The organism is Pseudomonas monteilii NBRC 103158 = DSM 14164 (assembly GCF_000730605.1).
Lineage (GTDB): Bacteria > Pseudomonadota > Gammaproteobacteria > Pseudomonadales > Pseudomonadaceae > Aquipseudomonas > Aquipseudomonas monteilii.
Window position 1 is genome coordinate 1 of sequence record NZ_BBIS01000074.1, and the last position, 20,057, is coordinate 20,057.

General features: G+C 57.1%; 27 protein-coding genes and 1 pseudogene. 22 read left to right on the top strand and 6 right to left on the bottom strand.

The genetic code is table 11. The features are described 5' to 3' along the window. Together PM2_RS31430 and PM2_RS28205 are read left to right on the top strand one after the other, a co-directional pair. On the top strand, nt 1-200 hold a 200-nt coding region (locus tag PM2_RS31430), incomplete at its 5' end, for a hypothetical protein (RefSeq protein WP_217998277.1). Nucleotides 201-432: 232 nt separating this feature from the next. Then, complete coding sequence (locus tag PM2_RS28205) at nt 433-708, top strand: hypothetical protein (protein WP_004577596.1); 276 nt, start codon at nt 433-435, stop codon at nt 706-708. 110 nt (nt 709-818) lie between these two features. Here the strand turns inward: PM2_RS28205 and PM2_RS28210 are convergent, their stop codons facing one another. Beyond that, nucleotides 819-1,100, bottom strand: coding sequence for a hypothetical protein (locus PM2_RS28210; RefSeq protein WP_004577595.1), 282 nt, complete (start codon nt 1,098-1,100; stop codon nt 819-821). Nucleotides 1,101-1,396: 296 nt separating this feature from the next. Between PM2_RS28210 and PM2_RS28215 the strand changes: the two genes are divergently transcribed. Next, nucleotides 1,397-1,681, top strand: coding sequence for a hypothetical protein (locus PM2_RS28215; RefSeq protein ID WP_004577594.1), 285 nt, complete (start codon nt 1,397-1,399; stop codon nt 1,679-1,681). A gap of 194 nt (nt 1,682-1,875) precedes the next feature. On the opposite strand, the gene PM2_RS28220 is transcribed toward PM2_RS28215, so the two are convergent. From PM2_RS28220 to PM2_RS28230, 3 genes are all read right to left on the bottom strand, one after another. Then, complete coding sequence (locus PM2_RS28220; RefSeq protein ID WP_004577593.1) at nt 1,876-2,058, bottom strand: hypothetical protein; 183 nt, start codon at nt 2,056-2,058, stop codon at nt 1,876-1,878. Between the two features lie 38 nt (nt 2,059-2,096). After that, on the bottom strand, nt 2,097-2,282 hold the full coding sequence (locus PM2_RS28225) for a hypothetical protein (RefSeq protein WP_004577592.1): 186 nt from the start codon (nt 2,280-2,282) through the stop codon (nt 2,097-2,099). A gap of 128 nt (nt 2,283-2,410) precedes the next feature. Beyond that, complete coding sequence (locus tag PM2_RS28230; protein ID WP_004577591.1) at nt 2,411-3,055, bottom strand: hypothetical protein; 645 nt, start codon at nt 3,053-3,055, stop codon at nt 2,411-2,413. 140 nt (nt 3,056-3,195) lie between these two features. On the opposite strand from PM2_RS28230, the gene PM2_RS28235 reads away from it, so the two are divergent. The 11 genes and pseudogenes from PM2_RS28235 to rdgC all read left to right on the top strand — a co-directional run bounded on the left by PM2_RS28235 (nt 3,196) and on the right by rdgC (nt 10,308). Further along, complete coding sequence (locus PM2_RS28235) at nt 3,196-3,468, top strand: hypothetical protein (RefSeq protein WP_004577590.1); 273 nt, start codon at nt 3,196-3,198, stop codon at nt 3,466-3,468. A 261-nt stretch (nt 3,469-3,729) separates the two neighbouring features. After that, nucleotides 3,730-4,029: a hypothetical protein gene (locus PM2_RS28240; RefSeq protein WP_004577589.1), complete on the top strand. Its 300-nt coding sequence runs from the start codon at nt 3,730-3,732 to the stop codon at nt 4,027-4,029. A 345-nt stretch (nt 4,030-4,374) separates the two neighbouring features. Next, nucleotides 4,375-4,779, top strand: coding sequence for a hypothetical protein (locus PM2_RS31715; RefSeq protein ID WP_004577588.1), 405 nt, complete (start codon nt 4,375-4,377; stop codon nt 4,777-4,779). Between the two features lie 744 nt (nt 4,780-5,523). Beyond that, nucleotides 5,524-5,742: pseudogene (locus PM2_RS31945) on the top strand (SprT-like domain-containing protein); the annotation flags it as partial. Between the two features lie 15 nt (nt 5,743-5,757). After that, entirely contained in the window at nt 5,758-6,267 is a 510-nt protein-coding gene (locus tag PM2_RS28255) for a SprT family zinc-dependent metalloprotease (protein WP_231995369.1), read from the top strand. A 59-nt stretch (nt 6,268-6,326) separates the two neighbouring features. Next, complete coding sequence (locus tag PM2_RS28260) at nt 6,327-6,827, top strand: hypothetical protein (protein ID WP_004577585.1); 501 nt, start codon at nt 6,327-6,329, stop codon at nt 6,825-6,827. A 113-nt stretch (nt 6,828-6,940) separates the two neighbouring features. After that, on the top strand, nt 6,941-7,447 hold the full coding sequence (locus tag PM2_RS28265) for a hypothetical protein (protein ID WP_004577584.1): 507 nt from the start codon (nt 6,941-6,943) through the stop codon (nt 7,445-7,447). 250 nt (nt 7,448-7,697) lie between these two features. Continuing rightward, nucleotides 7,698-8,102: a TraR/DksA family transcriptional regulator gene (locus PM2_RS28270; RefSeq protein WP_004577583.1), complete on the top strand. Its 405-nt coding sequence runs from the start codon at nt 7,698-7,700 to the stop codon at nt 8,100-8,102. Between the two features lie 50 nt (nt 8,103-8,152). Beyond that, a complete protein-coding gene (locus tag PM2_RS28275; RefSeq protein ID WP_024717873.1) occupies nt 8,153-8,473 on the top strand; it encodes an Arc family DNA-binding protein in 321 nt (106 codons plus the stop codon). A gap of 12 nt (nt 8,474-8,485) precedes the next feature. Next, nucleotides 8,486-9,274, top strand: a complete 789-nt coding sequence (locus tag PM2_RS28280; RefSeq protein ID WP_004577581.1) for a hypothetical protein — start codon at nt 8,486-8,488, stop codon at nt 9,272-9,274. 113 nt (nt 9,275-9,387) lie between these two features. After that, nucleotides 9,388-10,308: a recombination-associated protein RdgC gene (gene rdgC / locus PM2_RS28285; protein WP_004577580.1), complete on the top strand. Its 921-nt coding sequence runs from the start codon at nt 9,388-9,390 to the stop codon at nt 10,306-10,308. Between the two features lie 371 nt (nt 10,309-10,679). On the opposite strand, the gene PM2_RS28290 is transcribed toward rdgC, so the two are convergent. Then, on the bottom strand, nt 10,680-13,709 hold the full coding sequence (locus tag PM2_RS28290; protein WP_010799689.1) for a Tn3 family transposase: 3,030 nt from the start codon (nt 13,707-13,709) through the stop codon (nt 10,680-10,682). Then, entirely contained in the window at nt 13,693-14,295 is a 603-nt protein-coding gene (locus PM2_RS28295; RefSeq protein ID WP_010465829.1) for a recombinase family protein, read from the bottom strand. Before PM2_RS28295 ends, PM2_RS28290 begins: the two co-directional genes overlap by 17 nt. Before the next feature lie 191 nt (nt 14,296-14,486). On the opposite strand from PM2_RS28295, the gene PM2_RS28300 reads away from it, so the two are divergent. The 8 genes from PM2_RS28300 to PM2_RS30905 all read left to right on the top strand — a co-directional run bounded on the left by PM2_RS28300 (nt 14,487) and on the right by PM2_RS30905 (nt 19,533). Then, the gene (locus PM2_RS28300) at nt 14,487-14,864 is read left to right on the top strand and encodes a type II toxin-antitoxin system RelE/ParE family toxin (RefSeq protein WP_003151133.1); all 378 of its coding nucleotides are present in this window, start codon (nt 14,487-14,489) and stop codon (nt 14,862-14,864) included. After that, a complete protein-coding gene (locus PM2_RS28305) occupies nt 14,845-15,180 on the top strand; it encodes a helix-turn-helix domain-containing protein (protein ID WP_001172026.1) in 336 nt (111 codons plus the stop codon). Before PM2_RS28300 ends, PM2_RS28305 begins: the two co-directional genes overlap by 20 nt. Nucleotides 15,181-15,194: 14 nt before the next feature. Then, nucleotides 15,195-15,530 carry a hypothetical protein gene (locus tag PM2_RS28310; RefSeq protein WP_020303034.1) on the top strand — a complete coding sequence of 112 codons (336 nt, stop codon included), beginning with the start codon at nt 15,195-15,197 and terminating at the stop codon, nt 15,528-15,530. A gap of 23 nt (nt 15,531-15,553) precedes the next feature. Continuing rightward, nucleotides 15,554-15,880: a hypothetical protein gene (locus PM2_RS28315; protein WP_000091614.1), complete on the top strand. Its 327-nt coding sequence runs from the start codon at nt 15,554-15,556 to the stop codon at nt 15,878-15,880. Beyond that, entirely contained in the window at nt 15,877-16,257 is a 381-nt protein-coding gene (locus PM2_RS28320) for a hypothetical protein (RefSeq protein ID WP_001054412.1), read from the top strand. Before PM2_RS28315 ends, PM2_RS28320 begins: the two co-directional genes overlap by 4 nt. Before the next feature lie 156 nt (nt 16,258-16,413). After that, nucleotides 16,414-17,748: a cyclic di-GMP phosphodiesterase gene (locus PM2_RS28330; RefSeq protein WP_233425968.1), complete on the top strand. Its 1,335-nt coding sequence runs from the start codon at nt 16,414-16,416 to the stop codon at nt 17,746-17,748. Nucleotides 17,749-17,980: 232 nt separating this feature from the next. Continuing rightward, the gene (locus PM2_RS30510) at nt 17,981-19,225 is read left to right on the top strand and encodes a DNA cytosine methyltransferase (RefSeq protein ID WP_233425967.1); all 1,245 of its coding nucleotides are present in this window, start codon (nt 17,981-17,983) and stop codon (nt 19,223-19,225) included. 155 nt (nt 19,226-19,380) lie between these two features. Beyond that, entirely contained in the window at nt 19,381-19,533 is a 153-nt protein-coding gene (locus tag PM2_RS30905) for a hypothetical protein (protein WP_016487031.1), read from the top strand. Nucleotides 19,534-20,057: the final 524 nt, after the last annotated feature.

Here is a 20,057-nt window from a genome sequence, read left to right on the forward strand (position 1 = left end):
CCCTAGGCTCCACCGCTTATTTCACGCCTTATGTTGCTAGTGATGGAACTGTACGCTTAACAATGGACGTTAACTACGTGCACTTGGCGGATATGGGGACCGACAAAGCTGGTGGCCTTGTTGTTGACTATCCTCGGACTGATGGTTACAGGCTTTCTATAACTGATGTGATTCCTAGTGGTGGTAAAGCGCGAATATAAAGACAGCGATAATGGTGATGAATATATATACACCGTTTCAGTTAATAAACAATGAGTCCGTGCACTACCCGCACACATGCTAAGTAAGCTCCATCGTCTGGCTGCTGACCTCCCTGCTACAGGAAGCTCACTGACGAGGATGGGAGGCCGCCGTGTGGGTGGCGCTGAGCCAGGGATTGGCTGGAGCTCCAAGTCATCGCATACTGTTCGCATATCCAGTGTGGGAGGCAGCATGTTGTGGGATGACGAACCTTTGCCGGAGGTTCCTGCCGATATTCTAGCCCGGGTTGGTCAAGGCACCGACTCGGGTGATATCGGCGACTGCGAGCGTTCTGCACTGCAGCGGGTAATCGCTATCAACCAGCGGCTTTACCGCCGAGCCTGGGAGCTTGAGCGAAAGGTAGAGGAGCTGGAGGCACATGGGCAGGCCATGAGGGAGCAAATTGTGGGGCTGGTACAGCTTACGCGACGGCTGGGGTATGAGCCTTCGACCAAGCAGCCGCGTTAAGTAGCCTATCCCTGTTGTGAGCGTGGTCGCTCAACGCGCCATGCCTAGCGCACGCAAAAAAATACCCTGGCCAGAGGCTAGGGTATGGTGGAGCGTTTTCCTCAAAGTGCTCAGCTCAGCATGTCACTCTGGATGATGTAGATCTCAGGAAGATCATCCGCGTTTGGGGCGTCGTTCTGCAACACTTCACAGTCTCGAAGCTCCCTTTTGAAGGTCTCCTGAGCTATGGCCTCATCATCTGCCAGTACCAGATAGGCAGTGTCGTCGTCATCACCACAAACTCGACCTGTTATGAGCCAGGCATTCCGACCAGTTCCGATGAAGTGTTTTCGCTCAACCGCAACATGGGTTGTGCTGGTCAGATTTGGCGCTGGTGCTTGCTCAGTTGTCATGATGGATTCCTCATGGGTATGCATGGTCCTGAGTAATGCGTCACAGCAGTTGCTACGCCTTGCAGCCTGATCAAGTCATCATCAGCACTCGTACCGGCGGCGGTTTTAGGTATTGGCGCTAGCCGGCTATGGTCCGAATCTGGCCCGGCCCACTGGCTATCACCGAAATTGAGCTTGAGGTGGTTTCGAGGGCCGTGGCTGAAGTTCCGCTCGATCTGGTGTTTCCTTAATAGGCACAAGTGCCTAGAATGCGGCTAATAGGCACATGTGCCTATTCTCAACCGTTTGGAGGTAAGATGGACGACGAAGGGCGGGAAGCCAACCGGCAAGCGTTTCTGGCGCTGCTGAAAAAGTATGACGTTAAACAACGCGAGAGCGCGATGCTCATCAACGCCGTCACCAAGCGGCCCTGCTCCGATCGCGCTGTTCGATCCTGGCTCAACGATCCGACCAAGAAATCTTCCCGGCCTTGCCCAACCTGGGCGGTGAATGCGCTTCGAGACGGGATCGTGTACATGCAGCAGTTGATGGAGCGTCGAAAGCAGGCTGCAAAGCTCGACACTGAAGAGGCGCAGGCCTAGATAGGCACGTGTGCCTATTTTCATGCCAGTAGGCACATGTGCCTACCTTTGCTTGGCGGCCGTATAACGCCGCACAGTAAGCTTCCCTAAGCCCGAAGATTTGGGCGACCCGGCTCAGTCTGTAGGAAGCATAACGAAAAAAGCCCCCAGCAAGCCGGGGGCGGTGGTGCATGCTCAAACCTCATAGCTGAGGCTCAGTCATACGGGGTTTTCGCCGTGGGAGGCAGGCCACGCTCTGAGCGGAATTCCTTGGCCATTTCAGCACGACGCATGTCGGAGAGAATGTCGAACTCGCGCTCGTATTCCGGATTGACGCTGCCTGTAACTGCGTAGGCAGCTTCGACCTTCTGTGCTTGTGCTTCGATTGCGTTGGTCATGGTGTTCTTCCCATAGGTTAGATAGATGAGGTGAGGGATCAGTCTGCTTCAGGCAATCGTTCATTCAGTTCCTTGAGCGTCTGGTCATACTGCTCAACCAGGTCGCCGTATTCCTTCGACTCCCAGGGTTCAAGGCCGCCGGCGGATAGGACTTGCAAGCAATAGTCTTTCTGTCCTTGGACGGACCGGATCTGGTCCGCGATCAGGTGTTGATAGTGGTTCATGGTGACTCCACGGAGCTTGGTTGGCGGTGTACCTGGTGATGGCGCACATGAACTACGAAACTGGGTAATAAAAACCCCGGGCGAGCCCGGGGTGTGGTGGTGCGTTTGCCTAAGTGAGCCTGAGAGTGTTATGCGCCATCAGCGGCTTGGTCTCGATGGCGAAGCAGGCGTACCGCATAGGTGTCGCTGATTACGTCGTCAACTTCGGCCGCGAATCGGCTGGCGCCCGATTCAACAACTTCGGGCGACCAGTCAGGAGTGAATCGCGCAGTTGTTGTGCTCAGCACGTTATTGCCCTTGCTGTAGTACTGAGCGATCAGGCGTCTGGCACCTTCATCTCCGGCTTCGAGAAAGGCGATCGCCTCCTTGATGCCAACCGCAGTTCGGTACTCTTTTTTGGCCACTGCTGATGTGCAGTTAAAGCTCAGCCCATCAACGATCAGCCAGCCCATAGCACCCAACCGATCAGCGATGAGTGTTTTCAGTGCATCGGTTTCAACACCTGTAGCCCCAGTCGCGGCCGGCTCACTTGGTAGGTGTTTTGCGTCGATCCGCTTCGCCAGGTCCTCGGTCACGATGAAATGCGTGTCGCCAAGGGTACGCACAATTCCTCGCCCCCGAATTGGTGATGCCAGGCGATCGAGGAGGGGCCTGGTGTCGCGGATTTCTACGCCCTCTCCAGTTTCTGCGATGCGTACGACGCACGCCATTTCGACGACGGTTCGTGCCAGCTCTGGGGTTAAGCAGGTCGATACTTTCACGAGTGTTGCCATGGGTTTTCTCCTGAGGAATTAAACATCGTCCTCAGGGATGAATTACATGGTGGAACAAGGTCGCTGGCACCCATTACACGCGTGCGTGAACCATCCCCATGGGCAAGTTCAACCAGATTTCCCTTCTGAGGAGTGCCCCCATGAGCAGCACCAAAACAGTCCCTGTCGCCGATTACCGTCGCGCTTTCGATCGTCTTTTTCGTAAGGTGAATGACTACCATGCCTGCTGCAGCGCCGATGAGGTAACCAATTGGAAAGAGGTTGCCCAGCGAGTGCTGGCCGAGGTGTCGAACATCTCGTGCTCACGTGCAAAGCCCGATGATCTTGAAAACATGGCCAAAGCGATTGGGAAGATTCAGGGCTACCTGGCGGCCGCGGACGCGCGTATTGAGGCTTATATCCGCGAGGCGTGATTCTTTCCAGCGGCCATCGCATGGCCTGCACCGGGTCTGGCACCTAACGCTACACCACCCCGTACTGCTCAAGCAGTCCGGGGTTTTTTACGCCTACGCTCACGCTCAATTAGGCTGCCAGAACTGATTGAGGGCCTTATTGCAGCGGCGGTTCATTGTGCTGGCGCCGAGCCCGGGGCCGCTTGCCGCTTAGAACCGCTTATCAGGTGTTGTTGGCCATCTCCCAGGACACGGTCAACCTGATACCTGAGGAGCAATCCAATGCAAACCATGCCCGAGACTATCGCTTTGCTACGCAACAGAGCGCCAATTTCTGTAGGTGCCAGCCAGTTCAACGGAAAGCCAGTTTTCAAAGCCTACTCGAAGAGCGAGGACCGCTACTATGAGCTGAGGGGAGACGCTTCAACTGGCGATCACTACGCCGCATTGGTTGCTGAGTATGGCGACGTGATCAGCAAGCCCGCCGAAGATCATGATGTCGAGCAATGCATCCGCTGCTTCGCCGATCTTGAGGTTTTCCAGGTAGGTCTTTGCGACGATTGCCAGGCCTTAGCCCTTTGAACCGAAAACGCTAGACCCACCCGGCCATAGGCCGGGTTTTTTTTTTTTGTCTTGAGAATGGTGACGGGGAGCCTCAGGTTGATAAGTGTTGTCCTATAGTTTAAAAATGGAGTCTTCCATTGTGCTTGCGTGGATGAGGGGGGGCCAAAGAGTTGACCCGCGGTCGCAGCGATGTGCGCTGGTGCAGCCGCCTAGCTGATGAAGAACAATTCACCCTCGGTCGCTATGCGATTTGCCTTTGCGACTAGTGCAGCAGCACCTGCAGATTGGGATTTGTCCAAGGCCATCATAATTGACTGACTCTGCCAGCATGCCGTCTACCCATACATTTTCGGGTGCAAGAATTTGGACAACGAAGTTCAACTGCAACAACCGCTTTTGAGCCCGAACGATTTCAAGGCCGCGTACAAGGCAGGCGGCTGGAATGGTCGTATGCTCGCCATTCGCTGGAAAAAAACCGCTTTCTCGATCAGCAGGTTGGTCAACGACCTAGACCGTAGTCCGCACTGGGATGACGCGGTCCGCGGCTTGCCCGAAGTTCAGCTGCAACAACCGCTGTTGACCCCTGATGAATTCAAGGGTGCGTACAAGGCCCGCGGCTGGAATGGCCGCAAGCTTGCAATTCGCTGGAAAAAAACCGCTGTGTGGATCAGCAAAATTGCCAGCGATCCAGATCGTGACCTGCACTGGGATGATGCGGTCCGCGGCTTGCCAGTAATTGTGATTCCGAAGAAATCCAAGGCTAAGTAGGCGGGACCTTGCCAGGGGTCCCGCAGCGTTCTGGGGTGTTTGCGTTGTTCTCCTGGGAGCTACGTGGACTGAGACGTATGTAGCGTTGTTCCACATCTCCCTAGGTCATGCAACGCAAGCCTCAGGAGATTGCAAATGGGAACACTCAACTCGACCCCTACTGGTCCGGAAATGCCTCTCAATCTGTGGGCGGGAATTCAAGGGCAGAGGCTGCGCCGTGCTCAAGCACGGCATGAGCGAATGGTGGCGAAAGCGATCAAGGACAACGTTTCTAGCCGCCGTCTCAAACAATTGGTCATGCGCTATGACCGGATCCTTCTCGCTGCCGTAAAGCTCGTGCCTAGGTAGCCCTGAAGTATCACTCTCACCAGAAGCCTCAGCCATGCTGAGGTTTTTTTTTACCCGCAGCCCGCGCCGGCAGCCTGAGCAAAAGCCTTTCGCTAATGCATGGAGATGGCGGAGCGGGCTATCATTCTGGTTTGTTGGTTTACGATACATAACGCGTACGTGTAATATTTTCTGTCTCTACCCAGGATCCCGGCCATGCCTACACCTTTCTCTGCTAACGACACCCAGCTGAGCTTTCAGGTGCTGCGAGTGGCTGAAATCTGATGCGCCCTGTCGACGAGTTGAAGGCTGTTAGGAGTCGAGTCACCGAGTGCCTTGGGCTTGCGTCTTCACACTTCGGTCGTGTGTTTCCTGAAATACCTGTGAGATTTGATCTCACGGGTAAAACGGGGGGGCATGTACCGATACAGGATCGACAGGCACACTGGAAAGCTAAAGGACCAGGAATTTCGGTTCAACCGACTGCTGGCGAAAGAAAATCTACATGAATACCTGGATCAAATTTGCGCTCACGAGGTTGCGCATTACATCACGCGCAATGTTTGGGGAACCAAGCCCTCGCCCCATGGCGCAGAGTGGCAGGGCGTAATGCGAGACGTGTTCAAGCTTGACCCCGACAGGTGTCACAGCATGGACACGTCGAAGTCAGTCAAAAAGGGTTTTGTCTACAGGTGCGGGTGTAAGGGCAATGACCACATGCTCAGTACCAAAACGCACAATCGGGTGGCGCGTAAGATAGCCATACTCCGCTGCAAAACGTGTGGTGAGCTCCTGGAGTTCGTACAGCAGGCAGAGAAAGTGCCTGCGCCGATCATCTCGAAACTCTTCATCAGCACCTCAGGTCCGACGATCGACAGCGATCAAGCGGACCGAATAGTCAAACTCATCATTGACCACCAGGTGAAGCAGGTCGTCCTTGACTGCTTGATCACGGGTGAGCGGCATCGTGAGCTATTGAGCAAGAAGCTGAAGGTCCCGTCGAGCTCGGTGCTCAGGCATTTGAGCCCAGACACCCTGCCAGGTGGAGTGACCCACGCCATTGTCTTCAGCGATGGCAAAGATGAGCGTCAAGTACGCGTAGCCAGGGCTTTCGAGCAACGAGGGGTGAAAGTGCGAATGGTGCGAGCGGGTGTTGGCTGACGTCATCCGCCTTCGAGACCCTCCAATTACCACCCAGTGAATTTGCGTAGAGCCCCAACATGCAACAAGTCGAGCAAACCAATCAACGCCCCGCAGTCGCGGAGACTTTCCGCTTGAAAGCATTCCGAGTGGTCACCGGCGAACTGTTCGCTGCGGCCACCGCGCAGCATGCGCTCGACATGGCCAAGTCAGAGCTCTCTCGACCCCAGCTCAGCCTGAAGGATGTCGTCGCGGTGAGTCACAGCGATCGGGTGGTAGCGGAAGTGAATGGAGCCGAGCTCGCAACTGGCGCTTCAGTGCTCCTCGCACGAGCAACCGCTCCGGGCTTGCTGGGACGTTGCCGAACTGACCATACCTACCAGACGGTGTTTGTCGAGGCGCTGAGCGGACCAAGCTTGGAGTGGGCCGTGCGCGAGGCGAGCTTCAAGGCTTTTGGATTCATGATGAGCGCTGAGCCTGGGTGCCCTGAAGATACCCTGCGGAATGCAGTGCGGCGATGGCTTGGGGATGTCGTAAGTGTCCCTGCAGATCTTCATATCCTGGACACACAAGCGGCCTGAGTTGTTTGCCCGCCGGCGCCGGGCATCCCATTGGGTGAGAGGGCCGCGAGGTCGTACATACCCGTGTGCGCCATAACCACCCACAAACCTAACGCACATGAGGTGCCGCGATCATGACCAATCCAACCCACGCTGTAGCAGTCTCCACTGAAGGCCGTGTGCCTGCTGATTGGACGGCTCCTGATTTCTATCAGCCGCTGGACCTTCTGCGCGCCAAGCTGGCGTTCCAGTTCGGCGATTTCGCTCATCTCATGCTCAGTGGGTATGAGAAAGCGAAGAAAGCCTACCTTGACCGCGACTTCTCGCAAGTACAGTTCCCACGAGCTGGCGAAGAGGCGATGGTCGAGCTTGAGGTTCGAGCTCAGACCATGCTGTGGGTCGTTGAGATGGCTGGCCTGACAGGCAAGGCTGCAGACTACGCAGCCAATCGCTATCACGAGGACACCGCATTTTTGCTGGTCTACTCGGTGCCAAACGAAGATTCGCTTCAGACGTTCCGTTGTGGTGGTGGTAGCCCGGGCGCCGCCCTTGCTCAATTCGCGCAGCAGAATCCAGACCGGGTTCATCTCGTACAACAGATCTACGTAGATAAACGGAGCCTTCAGCCGGCAGCTGCATAACGATTCACCCAAACCCCACCGCTCAGCGCTGGGGTTTTTTCTTGCCCAGCGGAAAGCCAGGGCGGTCGAGATGAATATTTTTCTGTCGCATGCATAACACGTATGTGTAATTTATGTGTTGTGCGTTTCAGATACTGGACGTAATATCGATGCGTGTGAAAATGACAGCATGGTGCCATCAACCTGTCGTATCGATACCCGAGACGCTGGCGCGAGGCACATTGCCCCAACTAATCACGAGGCCCAACTGATGACCCCTGAGGAACTGTTGCAACAGCCCGAAGACCAGTACATGAACCCTGACCAGGTAGCGTTCTTCAAAAGCCTGTTGGTGGGTGAAAGTGCTACCGCAATGGGGCGCATCGATCAGCTGCGAGTCGACCTGACGGGTTTGGAAAAAGCCCCAGACGAAGTTGACGCAGCGCTGATCGAGCAAGAGCGTCAATCAATTCTGGGCAGCATCGAGCGCGAGAACCAAAGTCTGCGCGACATCAAACTGGCGATGTCGGCAATTGCCGACGGCAGTTACGGCTATTGCATTGATACCGGTGAGCCAATCGGCTTGCGACGCCTGCTCTCTAATCCCCGGTCTCTTCTCACGGTGGAAGCCAAGGAGAGCCGCGAGAACAAGTCCCGGCACCTTCGCGCCGCATAATCACATTTCACCTGAAGCACCGACAGCCGGTCATTCCTGAGGTTATCCCCATGCCTAAGTCCCAGCCTCGCACTAACTCCCGCACAGCTGACAAGTTTGTTGTCCGCCTGCCGGATGGCATGCGAGAGAAGATCGCAGAAATTTCGAAAGAAAATCACCGCAGCATGAACTCTGAAATCATCGACCGCCTGGCTTTGAGCATTGAGCGGGATGAGCAGGGTGATCTGACGGTTCGTGCACTGGCTCAGGTTACCCGGCGCTGTGAGGAGCTGGAGCAAGAGCTGGCGGAACTCAAGGCAGCTCAGGCCAACGAAACCTCGAAGCCTGCTCTGCAGCAGGCACCAAGACTGTCGATCGCAAGCGCCCAGTGAGAGACGGACACCATGGGGAATTTGCTTGATGTAGGCCCCGGCGCTACCAGCGCCGGCACTGCTGACATTGCAGCTGTGCTCTTGAAGGCCGCCCAGCGGTATTTCTACTTGCGTGGTCCAGCCCTGCGGACTGGGAAAGCCAATGCCCCAATGGTGCGTATCGGCATCGACGCTCTTCTGGGCGGTGAGTCTCTCGATATGGCGCTCGACCAAGCAATGATCGAGGCGCATGTAACGGGGCTCAGTGTTCCGTCGGGAGCCATCGGCCATGTCGGCAGTCACCAGTTCTCCGCCGCTGAAGCGGTGTTTCTGCGAAAGCTGCTCACAGCGCCACAACCATCACAGGCTGCTCAGCTCTTGAAGTACGCGACGGCCGTGGGGGTGCGTGACACGGCCAATCTCTTCGCCAACTACATCGCGTACATGAACTCGCCAATGCCCTGGCTCCAACAGGTGGGTACTGAAGGGCTACTCACGCCCTGCAGTGGGTCGCCTACGTGCCCGGTGGAGATCGTGCATGAAGACCGGCCGCAGGATTCTGAAGGCCGTGCACGCCGGATTTGGTCTCAAGTGGCCCCCGAAAGTGCAGGCCGTTACTGGAACTGGAGCGGTAAGGACGGAATTGAGGCCTCCCTGCTGGCGGTCACCTGGTCGTCGGACGTAGGCAAGTTCTGCGTAGAGGTGGCGCCCGGCACATCGCGGCCAGTCAGCTGTGAGGAGTGGGGAGGATGGTGGGCAGAGCTCGATCGGCCAAACCCCCGCGAAGAGATCGCTTGCCTTCGCTACACGGCAGCCAGCTGATCGGCATAGCACCTAGCAGTATCCCGAAGCACGTAGAAGCTTCAACCTCAAGCATCCAAGACAGTGCTCATGAGGGCACTGTCATCACCCAAATCACCTAACAAGGCATGACCATGTGGTTTAAGAACCTGACTGTTTATCGTCTGACTCAAGATATTGAATTTGCGGCGGAGGCGCTGCAGTCCGCCCTGGCGTCGAAGCCCGCCCGTGCGTGCGGTTCGCAAGAGCTGGTCACCTTCGGCTTTGTCGCGCCTCTGGGCAAGGGAGAGGAGGCTCCGCTCGTTCACCAGAGCGGTAATTTCTTCCTGATCAGTGCTCGGAAGGAAGAGCGCATCCTGCCAGCAAGCGTGGTGAATGATGCTGTGAAGGAAAAGGTCGAGGAGATCGAGAAAGAGCAGCAGCGCAAGGTGTATAAGAAAGAGCGCGACCAGATCAAGGACGAGACAATCCAGGCCATGTTGCCGAAGGCGTTTATCCGCCGCGGCGTGATCACGGCAGCCATCGCGCCAAAGCTCGGGCTGATTATCGTCAATAACGCGAGTGCCAAACGAGCCGAGGATCTGCTCTCCACGCTTCGTGAAGTGCTCGGTTCGCTGCCGGTGCGGCCAGTGACGGTCAAGATTGCTCCGACTGCAACCCTCACTGACTGGCTCAAGAACGAGCAAGCGGGCGAGGGCTTCCACGTCCTGGACGAATGTGAACTGCAGGACACCAGTGACGAGGGTGGGTCGGTGCGCTGCAAGCGACAGGATCTCACCAGTGGCGAGATCAAGAATCATCTTGCAACCGGCAAGCTTGTGACCAAGCTGGCGCTGGCCTGGCAGGACAAATTGTCGTTCATGTTGGACGACAAGCTGGTTATCCGGCGCCTCAAATTCGAGGACCTGCTCCAGACCCAGGCTGAGCAGGATGGGGGCGATGACGCCTTAGCGCAGGCAGATGCGACGTTCGCGCTGATGATGATGACCTTGGCCGAGTTTCTCCCGGCGCTTTACCAGGTGCTGGGTGGCGAGGATGTGCCAGCGTCGATCTGAGCCATGCAGGGTACCCAAGCCTCCGCGTTGACGGGGGCTTTTTGTTGCCCGAGAAAAATATCGGTCTCTGTTACGCATTCCAGGAAGTACAGACAACCAGTTTGTCATTTCCCCCAATCGGGCTCAGTCCCCGCCTGGGGAGCTGTGTCGACTACTTGGAGCACCACAATGACCACCATCATCAACGCAAAAATCGGCGAATCGAAGGGCGTTTCACGTGTCTTTATGGAAGGCCGTCACCTCCTGACAGCCGGTATTCAGATTGGCAAGAAGTACTCGATTAAGTCAGACAAGATTGCACGACGTCTCGAACTAATTGAGGTTCCAACTGGCTTTTCCGGGGTTGTACGCCGGAATCCCAGAAATTTCCGTCAGCCCAGCTCCAGTCCCGCCACGAGCGCATCCAGGTCGATGAACTTGCCGTCAGTCTGGAAGGTGTAATGCCCGTTCAGCAGGATGTGCCGCCAGGCCGCTGGCGACATCTGCGTGATCAACGCCAGCGCCTTGGCATTGCCAGCTGCCTCGTACTTCGTCAGCAGCAGGGACAGGATCGCCGAGTTGTAGAAGATGATCGCGTTGCCGATCAGCCTGGCGCACTGGTTGCTGATCTCGATTTCGATGTCGGTGCGGCCGGTCAATTCCTTCTTCCCACCGACTTGGGCGATGGTCGAGCGTAGCTGGTGATAGGACTCAATGCGGTTCTGCGAGCGGTGAACATTACGCTCCAGTTGCGGGTCGCGCAGGTAGCGCAGTGTGTAGATACTGCGGATGAGCTTGTCGAACTCGAAGATTGCGCGCCGCGTCGGGTTCGGCGCCGTATAGGTGCACAGCTTGCGGATCAGCGTGCCCTGCGTCATTTCCTTCAGGCCCAGTGTGGCGACGATTCGGTCGATGTTCGCCTTCTCACCGACGATGAGTTGCCGGTCGATCTGGCCAGCCGGCCGGATCAGGCATTTCTCGTACAATGCCAGATCATCGGCGCAATACAGCTCCTGCAACTGGTCGTCGAGGTCGGTGAAGCGCGGCTCGAAACGAAGTCCGAACCAGTGCAGGATGGCGAAGTTGGCCTTGTTGATGCTGTGCATGTCGCCGGTGATCGCGCTCGGCACGATGTCCGACGTGTTGCGGTACCAGATGTCGAACACGTGGTGAGCCTCGTACTCGTGTGCGCCTATCAGGTAGCCGTTCAACGGCACGTGATTGCACAGCAGCGTGTAGGCGACGACGCCCTTGCCGCGGCCGAAATATTTGCGCGAGTAGCGCGCCTTCACAGTTGGTCGCTCGACGCCGAATTTCTGCCCATCAACGGCACCGTACAACGAATCGAGGTCGAACGAGTAATGCGGGAAGATCGGCAGTGCGGCGATGGCGTTGCTGATGCAATCGTTGGCCACATGTAGCGTCGCCTGGCGCAGGTACTGCTGGTAGGTACTCTCCAGGACGTGGTACGGGATGTCGCTGGTACGTGCCATAACCTGGTTGCCGTGGTTCATGGCTTGGGCAATGATCACCGCCATCAGACTGTCGGCGTCGGCTACCTTCTTCGCATAGCGTGGCTGCAATGGTGTCAGCGCCGACAGGAACTGGCACTGGCCGTTGACGAAGCGAAACACGTCGGCGACATCGCAGTATGGCAGTTGCTCGTAGAGAGCTTGCTCGCGCGCCTTCTGGTTCTCCCCCTTGGGCTTGCGCCAGGTCAGTCTCTGCGTGTCCTTGTCGTATTCCAGGTGCGTCAGCTTGCCCTGTTTCAGCTCGCGATTGAACGCCACCCATTGCGCACGCAACTCGGCCGCCAGTGCATCGAGCTGGGCACTGACCGGCTGCCGCAGGAAGGGGATGTCCATCTGCGCGAGCACGGCGGCTTTCTCGTCCATCGAAACCAACTCGTCGGACAAATGCCGGTGCTGCAAGCTGTCGTCAATGTAGAGCTCGCCCGCCTGGAAGCGTTTCCTGACCTGACGGTAAAGCCAGAATTCGTAACGATCGGCATGCAGGCCTGTCGGCGTGCCTTCGGCATCGAACATCAGCAGGTACGGACGCAAGCGTTTCGGCAGCGTTGCCGCCGGACATTCGTCGAGTGGCCGTTGTGATAGGCGCTGCTGCTTGGCGAACACGCTCTTGGCCCAAGTCAGCGCCGCGAGCCATGGGTTATCGGGGGCCGTGCCGGCGAAGTCGAGCGCGACGTACAGCGGCCGTAGATGGCGTCGAATGCGTTCGGCCAGGCCGTCCACCGCCTGCCAGTGCAGCGCCAGTTTGTTCAGTGGCTTGACGCTCATGCGCTGCGCCGTGTTTTGCAGCAATTCCCTGGACATGATTTTGTAGGCGCGTTGGCGCACCTCGCCGAACGGCGTCGGATCGGCCACGCTGTCGTCCACGTACAGCGACAGCAGGCGGCCAACCTGCGGCGTTTCCTGATGGCGTCGCAGCTGTTCGGCGACAAAGGACTGTTTCGCACCCGTGCGGCTCTCGTCCTCAAGTTTTTTCATGTGGAAGGCCATCGCGTCGACCAGGTTGTCGGTGAGCTGCCGGTAACGTACCCAGGCATAGCACAGCAGGTAGAGCCGGGTCTGCTCCGCCTTCAGGTGGCGCAGGTCATGGACGGTATAGAAGTTCGCCAGGCTCGCGTAGTACAGCAGGTTCTGCTGCGAGATGCCGAGCTTGGGCAGCAGCGCCTTGGCGATCCCGTGCAAGGACTTCAGCGTGGCGCGCTTCTCGCGCTCCCCTGCCATCTGACGCCAGCCGAAATCTTTAGCGTCCTGCTTGAGCGCTGCCAGTTGAGACAGGGTGTCGTCACGCACCAGGAGCTGGCCCAGCGCAGCTTTGGCCGATTCGTCCAACACTTCTGCCAGCAAGCCGCCCAAGCGCCTGCGTTCGGTGGACAGGGCTTCACTGACCAGCTCTTGTAAGGTGGTGTGGCCGGGCCGGATGATTTTGTGCTCGCTGAGCCAAACGATCAGTTCGGCGGCCACGAATCCTGGCATTACGTCGCGCCGCACGATCTGTTCAGCCTGCTGTGCCAGTTGCGGCAGGAAACTAGCCGCCCACGACCGGTAGCCGAACAGTTCGGCGATCTGACCCCTCTGGCTGTAGTGCTCATGCTTGGTGATCGCCTTGCGTTCGAACGCTTCGCCGTGGAAATAGCGACTCAGCACGAAGGCGCAATCGTCCTCGACCTCATGCCAATCGAAGCGGAAGAAAGCATGCTTGGCCTTGAAGTAGCCGATCTGCAAGACGCAATAGACTTGGGCCTGCAGGCTAGGCCGGCTGCTGGCGAACGCCAGTTCAGATTCGGTCAACGCCAGGTATTCCAGCCGCTGAGCATCGTCGAAGTCCGGTAGGCCGTACAAGGCTTCCTGCTCTGCGTCAGAAAAGACGGTGAGTAGCTTATTCTTGTTGCTCATCGACCGTCCTTCCCGCACCACGCCAACCTGCTCGCGTCAATGTTTCGATCAACGTAGTGCGCTTGACATTGAAGTTGCGGCACACCGCCGCCTTAGACATGCCGCCATCGAGCGCGGCGACGATGGCGTCCAGCTTCTCACCAGTGATCGCCTGCGGCCGGCCGCCGATCCGGCCGCGTTTGCGTGCGGCGGCCAAGCCCGCGACGACGCGCTCCTGAATCAAGGCGCGCTCGTACTGCGCGAGCGCACCGAACACCTGGAACAGGAATTCGCCCGAGGGCGTCGTAGTGTCCAGGTTCTCTGTCAGCGAGCGGAACGCCACCCGCTTGTCCTTGAGCGAAGTCACAATGGCGAGCAGGTGCGACAGCGAGCGACCGAGCCGGTCGAGTTTCCACACCACCAGCACATCGCCGGCTCGAACGAACTCAAGCGCCCGCGCCAAGCCGGCACGGTCATCCTTCGCGCCAGAGGCACGATCCTCAAACAGGTGACGCGGATCGACGCCGGCGGCGAGCAGCGCGTCGCGCTGCAAGTCCGTGCTCTGGCGGTCGGAGTCCGACGACACGCGCATGTAGCCAACCAACATAGGCGGATAACCATCAAAAACAGGTTTCCGCATAATAGTGAATAGCGATAGAGTTTTCCGTACATTTTTGAGGGGGTGTTGCACAGGTAGCACAGCGGCGGCTGACAGCCTGTCGCAAAACAAATGTTTTACGACACCTCCTTGAGGTTGCCGCGTTTACATCATTACCTGAACAGGTATAAAATTCCGTCATGACAAACAAAGAAAAACCGCTCGAATGGATCGCGAGCAGCCACAAGGATTTGATGGCGTTGCCGTCCGACGTGCGTCGCCGTTTCGGTTACGCGCTCTCGTTGGCGCAGATAGGCGATCAGGATGACGCAGCAAAGGTGCTCAAGGGGTTCGGTGGTGCCGGCGTGCTGGAGGTCGTCGAAGACGATGCCGGCGGCACCTATCGAGCGGTATACACGGTCAAGTTTGCGGAAGCGGTGTTCGTCCTGCACTGCTTCCAGAAGAAGAGCAAGAGCGGAATCGCCACGCCAAAGGCCGACATGGACATCATCCGCGCTCGGCTGAAGGTGGCCGAGGTATTGGCACAGGAGCTACGAAATGCAAAAACGAATCATTGAAGGCGTCGAGGTTCAGCGCAGCTCGGGCAACGTCTTTGCCGACCTTGGACTGCCTGACGCTGAAAAGCTCAAGATCAAGACCGGCCTGGTGGTCGAGATCAGGAGGGCCATGCGCGCCCTTGGGCTGACTCAACAAGCGGCGGCCAAACGCATGGGCATCCCGCAACCGAAGGTGTCGGGCATGATGCGCGGCGACTTCACCAATCTATCCGAACGCAAGCTGATGGATTGTCTGAATCGCCTCGGCTACGACATCGAAATCAAGGTACGGCCAGCAGCCGAGCCGATCGGGCATCTAACGCTCGCAACCGCTTAATCGGAGCCCTCCTGATGGCAGCCCGCATCACCGACGACGAATGGGACGAACTGACTCCCGAGAATTTCGATACCACGGCACTGCTGCGTGCAGTCGATGCCGTGGACGTGCTGCGCGGCGATTTGAATGACAGCGCAGACGGCGCACCTCCGCAACTGCGCACCGACCTGTTGAAGCTGCATCAACTGGCAATGGCCGCGTTCAACGAGAGATCACGCAGCCGAGTGGCTGAGCTATTTGATCTCGCCGTGGATCTTCAGGATCAGGTTGATCATCTGATGACCTCGCTGGAACAAGTGCAAGAAACCCTGTCCCGGTTGACGGCGCTCTACCCAGAAAGCCTGTCCTGAATGTTCTTGGAGACAACCACATCATGAGCCGCAGCCGCCGCAAAACGCCCATCGTTGGGCACACGACCTGCCGTAGCGAGCGCGAGGACAAGAAACTCTGGCATCAGCGCTGGCGAACCCACGAGCGCACCGCGCTGGCCAGCGCGTCGCCGGAAGCTCTATGCGCCCATCTGCCTCTACTGGAAAACCAGGTCAGCAACGTCTGGTCGATGGGTAAGGATGGCCGCTCCTACTGGCCCATCAAGCGCCAGGCCGCCACGGCGGATCGCATTGCCAACCACAAGGGACGCAATCCGCAAGAGCGCGCCTCCCTGAAAAAGCGTCTGCTGCGCAAGTGGATGAGCAAATGAACCTGTCCACCATCGAGGCGCTGGCTATCGCTTGGGCGCGAATCGCTGAAGAAGCAGAACTCCCAGCCGGCTACGAGGGCACGGCGACGCCAGAGGCGCATCGGGCCTGCGAGGTGATCCAGGAGCGGATTCGAGAGCACGTCGTCGCCACCAATGACATGCGGCTGTTCGGCCTGCTGCACCTGCTTGGGCAGGCGTCGCTGCGCATGGAGCAAGCGCTGTGGCCGGAAGAATATGCGCGGATGACCCGCGAGGTCGAGGAAGCTCTCCGAGAGGCCGACGACCCCAACGCCAAGTCGTACACCCACGAAGAAGTCATGCAGGCGATGCAGGAACGCATCGACCGAGCGCGAGACAAAGCCATGTTGATCGGCTGACGGAAATTTCGGCGGTTCCGGCTGATCCAAGAATCTTGGCGTGACCTTACCTCCGCTCTACCGCTGGGTGCCAGCCTCGGCGCACGCCTAACCACCCAACTCAGAAAGGAAAATAAGTTGGTAAAACGCATTCCCGTATCCGAGCTTCGTCTCGGCATGTACATCCACAAGCTCGCCGGCTCTTGGGTTCGACACCCATTCTGGCGCGGCAGCTTCCTGCTGACCGAGCCTCAGGATCTCTCTGCCATTCGAGAATGTGGCGTCGGGGAGGTCTGGGTCGACTTGGCCAAAAGCCAAGTCGACCCAGAGAGCCCAGAGAGCCCAGAGAGCCCAGAGAGCCCAGAGCCCAGAGCCCAGAGCCCAGAGCCCAGAGCCCAGAGCCCAGAGCCCAGAGCCCAGAGCCCAGAGCCCAGAGCCCAGAGCCCAGAGCCCAGAGCCCAGAGCCCAGAGCCCAGAGCCCAGAGCCCAGAGCCCAGAGCCCAGAGCCCAGAGCCCAGAGAATTGTCGGAGGAGCAATCTCTGCCGTCTAGTCCACTAAGCAAGAAAAGTGACGGCGCAACCTCAATGGAGAGCGAAATGTGTTATGCACGGAAACTCTGTCTTGCGGCCAAGTCCCAAGTCATGGACATGTTCCAGGAAGCCCGGCTTGGCAAGGCCGTCGACCCAAGCACGACGTTGCCGCTGGTCGGAGAAATCGCTGCCTCGGTGCTGCGCCAACCTCATGCCCTCATCAGCGTCGCACGCATCAAAACGCACGACGATTACACCTACCTGCACTCGGTTGCCGTCTGCGCCCTGATGCTATCGCTGGCCCGGCATCTCGATCTAGACGAGGAGCAAACGCGCCTGGCTGGCATCGGCGGACTGATGCACGACCTAGGCAAGGCCGCGATGCCGCTGGAAGTGCTTAACAAACCAGGCAAGCTCACCGATGCCGAGTTCGCCATCATGAAGCGCCACCCTGTGGAGGGCGCAAAGATGCTGCGCGCAGGCGGGGCCGAGCCCGGGGTGGTGGACATTGCCCTGCACCATCACGAGAAGATCGACGGAACCGGCTACCCGGATCGCTTGGCCGGTGACGCCATTTCACTCCTGGCCCGCATGGGCGCAATCTGCGACGTCTATGATGCCGTGACGTCGGAGCGAGCCTACAAAAAGCCGTGGGACCCGTCCGCGGCGATGCGGCAGATGGCCAAGTGGGAGGGCCATTTCGACAAACGCATCTTCCACGCCTTCGTCAAGGCCGTGGGCATCTACCCCGTCGGCTCCTTGGTTCGCCTGTCCTCTCAGCGTCTGGCCGTTGTCGTTGAGCCGGGAATGGAATCACTGCTGACTCCCAAGGTTCGCGTGTTCTTCTCGCTACGCTCGAGAGAGCCGATCCCGATGCAGACCATCGACCTGGCGGCCACGAGTTGCAAGGACAGTATCACTGGCCCCGAAGACCCGACGCTCTGGAACTTCAAGAACCTCGACGACTTGTGGATGGAATAGCCCCCACAAAACGACGGCCCCGTGAGGGAGCCGTTGAACATCGTCGAGCGATGCCCGTCCAGGGAGGGATGGCCGAGCTCGATTCTCCAGAAGGTAGCTGGTGACACGAGTGTTGAGCCCACCCAACTAGGGTGACGGAAATTTCTGGGGTTCCGGCTTACATCCCCTTTCCGGGAAGTGCATCAGCGTATCTAAGCGTGAGCGTAATGGGGTTGTACATCCAGTAATCGACTTGCGCTCTGAGCAAATCCGTGAAGTCTTTGAAGATGACCATAAGGTCCGAGTTGCGATTCGTCGTGGCCGGATTGTGATTACTGCTTTGCAGATTCAGACAAAGATCCGCGAGCGCCTCAAGCGCATGAAGGAAAAGTTGGAGCGAGGACAAAAGCTTGCTGTATGCAGCCTCTTCCACGGCGGCGGGGTCCTAGACGCCGCAGTGCACTCTGGCCTAATGCAATCCGGTGTAGGCTCATTCGTTCAGGTCGGTGTTGAGTTGGAGAGCGAGTATCTCGACTGCTCAATGCGAAACAATAATGAGATTTGGACAGAAGAGTCGATTGCTATAAACTCAGACGTACGAGACGTGTACCTCAGTGAACATACCCCGCAATGTGAGCTTTTGACAGGGGGAATACCTTGTGTTGTGGCATCACGTAGCGGAAAGGTGAAGAATAAGCTCGATTTTGCAGAGGATCATGCTGATGCAGGTGCGCTTTTCGTGGATTATCTCAACTGGCTCCGTCATGTCAACCCCTGTGTTGCGCTGATTGAAAATGTTGGGGAGTACGCAAATACAGCTTCCATGGCAGCTATCCGAAGCGTGTTTATTCACCTCGGATACAAAGTGCATGAAGCTGTTCTTGATGGATGGGACTACGGGACGCTGGAGCACCGGAAACGCCTGGTTGTGGTGGCAATAACGCATGGTTTAGGGGACTCTTTCTCGTTTGAAAATCTGAAGGTGAACAAGGTCAGAGAGACATGCATCAATGCGATACTCGATGATATACCTCTCGACGATGAATCTTGGAAATCCTATGAATACTTAGCAACTAAGGAGAAAAGAGACAAGTCTGAAGGCAAGGGATTCTCCAGGCAGTTGCTAACTGGAAATGAATCAGGTTGTGGCACGTTAGGGACGGGCTACAAAAAAGGAAGAAGTACCGAACCGTTCATATTGCATCCTGAAAAAACAGGCCTCAGCAGGCTCTTCACTAAAGCCGAACACGAAAGGCTCAAAGGGATTCCTGCAGGTTTAACTGATGGAGTTTCTGAAACTATTGGTCATGAAATTTGCGGCCAGAGTGTCTGCTTTCCAAAGTTTGTTTCTGTGGGTGAGGAGATAGGGCGGGCGCTCATGGCATCCCGCAATAATGTGGTTAACTTTCCGATTCGTTCTGCCCATCCTGAGATGGATGAGGTGACGGGCTCAGAGTCTGATAAATTCCAAACTGGCACATTGGCCTTGTTGATCTGACGGGTGGTCTTCCGTCCGAACGCTGCACCTGCCCGGTTCGCTTATGCGAATCGGGTTTTCTTTTGGCTGGCGAAATTGTTTCTCTCGCTTGAAGGTTCTCTCCCTATTTGCTATATGTAGGTCATTAGATACTTTCTCATGAGAGGGGCGAGCACATGAAAGCAACGACTTTCACTTCGGAATTCCTGAGTGCTGCCAAACAGGCGCCTCGGATTTACTTTGCGCCTGTGATTGGCGCCTACAAAGCCATCAAGGCAGAAATTGCGAAGGCTTCAGGCAGCAAAGGCGCTCCCAGCGCCAAGCACTAAGGCTTACAGAAACCCGCCGATCGAGCGGGTTTTTTTGTGCCTGGAATTTACTGGTTTCTGTGAAGCATCCCCATGGAGCAAGTCAACTTTCAGGGGGCCATCATGCTTCTCGCAATCAACGATCCAGCTGTGCAATCCGCTTTGATAAATGCTTTCGCTGCTGTAACCAGCACTGTCCTGGCTGCGGCGTCAGCTGCAGGGGTCATGCCGAGATAAAGGAAAATTAGGACATACGCGCTGCAACTGATTGTATTTAAATATTTTTCTAGCGTCGCTGAGCTGCTCAGGGTGGGCTTTATAGGCTTTTATAGTCAATTATAGAAACGGCTCTGAACGCCTGATTGAGGTTATGCCGAGGCAAGGGGGAAATTCACTCATTTGTCCTGTAACTCATTGTTATTAATGAGTTTATTTCGACAAGAGGGCGTGCCGAGATAAGGCAAAAATTAGGGCATTCGCTCTGTAACTTGCCGCACTTAAACGAACAGATTGGAAATCCTGCTCAAGCGAAGGCGCGCTTAGGG

Bases quoted from the DNA above. Each gene is read 5' to 3' on its own strand.
- PM2_RS28270 (WP_004577583.1), top strand. From the start codon at position 7,698: ATGACCCCTGAGGAACTGTTGCAACAGCCCGAAGACCAGTACATGAAC.
- PM2_RS28290 (WP_010799689.1), bottom strand. From the start codon at position 13,709: ATGAGCAACAAGAATAAGCTACTCACCGTCTTTTCTGACGCAGAGCAG.
- PM2_RS28230 (WP_004577591.1), bottom strand. From the start codon at position 3,055: ATGGCAACACTCGTGAAAGTATCGACCTGCTTAACCCCAGAGCTGGCA.
- PM2_RS28235 (WP_004577590.1), top strand. From the start codon at position 3,196: ATGAGCAGCACCAAAACAGTCCCTGTCGCCGATTACCGTCGCGCTTTC.
- PM2_RS28280 (WP_004577581.1), top strand. From the start codon at position 8,486: ATGGGGAATTTGCTTGATGTAGGCCCCGGCGCTACCAGCGCCGGCACT.
- PM2_RS28205 (WP_004577596.1), top strand. From the start codon at position 433: ATGTTGTGGGATGACGAACCTTTGCCGGAGGTTCCTGCCGATATTCTA.
- PM2_RS28225 (WP_004577592.1), bottom strand. From the start codon at position 2,282: ATGAACCACTATCAACACCTGATCGCGGACCAGATCCGGTCCGTCCAA.
- PM2_RS28315 (WP_000091614.1), top strand. From the start codon at position 15,554: ATGAGCCGCAGCCGCCGCAAAACGCCCATCGTTGGGCACACGACCTGC.
- PM2_RS28300 (WP_003151133.1), top strand. From the start codon at position 14,487: ATGACAAACAAAGAAAAACCGCTCGAATGGATCGCGAGCAGCCACAAG.
- PM2_RS28265 (WP_004577584.1), top strand. From the start codon at position 6,941: ATGACCAATCCAACCCACGCTGTAGCAGTCTCCACTGAAGGCCGTGTG.
- PM2_RS28220 (WP_004577593.1), bottom strand. From the start codon at position 2,058: ATGACCAACGCAATCGAAGCACAAGCACAGAAGGTCGAAGCTGCCTAC.
- PM2_RS30905 (WP_016487031.1), top strand. From the start codon at position 19,381: ATGAAAGCAACGACTTTCACTTCGGAATTCCTGAGTGCTGCCAAACAG.
- PM2_RS28330 (WP_233425968.1), top strand. From the start codon at position 16,414: ATGTACATCCACAAGCTCGCCGGCTCTTGGGTTCGACACCCATTCTGG.
- PM2_RS28310 (WP_020303034.1), top strand. From the start codon at position 15,195: ATGGCAGCCCGCATCACCGACGACGAATGGGACGAACTGACTCCCGAG.
- PM2_RS28295 (WP_010465829.1), bottom strand. From the start codon at position 14,295: ATGTTGGTTGGCTACATGCGCGTGTCGTCGGACTCCGACCGCCAGAGC.
- PM2_RS28210 (WP_004577595.1), bottom strand. From the start codon at position 1,100: ATGACAACTGAGCAAGCACCAGCGCCAAATCTGACCAGCACAACCCAT.
- rdgC (WP_004577580.1), top strand. From the start codon at position 9,388: ATGTGGTTTAAGAACCTGACTGTTTATCGTCTGACTCAAGATATTGAA.
- PM2_RS28275 (WP_024717873.1), top strand. From the start codon at position 8,153: ATGCCTAAGTCCCAGCCTCGCACTAACTCCCGCACAGCTGACAAGTTT.
- PM2_RS28305 (WP_001172026.1), top strand. From the start codon at position 14,845: ATGCAAAAACGAATCATTGAAGGCGTCGAGGTTCAGCGCAGCTCGGGC.
- PM2_RS28215 (WP_004577594.1), top strand. From the start codon at position 1,397: ATGGACGACGAAGGGCGGGAAGCCAACCGGCAAGCGTTTCTGGCGCTG.
- PM2_RS28320 (WP_001054412.1), top strand. From the start codon at position 15,877: ATGAACCTGTCCACCATCGAGGCGCTGGCTATCGCTTGGGCGCGAATC.
- PM2_RS28240 (WP_004577589.1), top strand. From the start codon at position 3,730: ATGCAAACCATGCCCGAGACTATCGCTTTGCTACGCAACAGAGCGCCA.
- PM2_RS28260 (WP_004577585.1), top strand. From the start codon at position 6,327: ATGCAACAAGTCGAGCAAACCAATCAACGCCCCGCAGTCGCGGAGACT.
- PM2_RS28255 (WP_231995369.1), top strand. From the start codon at position 5,758: ATGGACACGTCGAAGTCAGTCAAAAAGGGTTTTGTCTACAGGTGCGGG.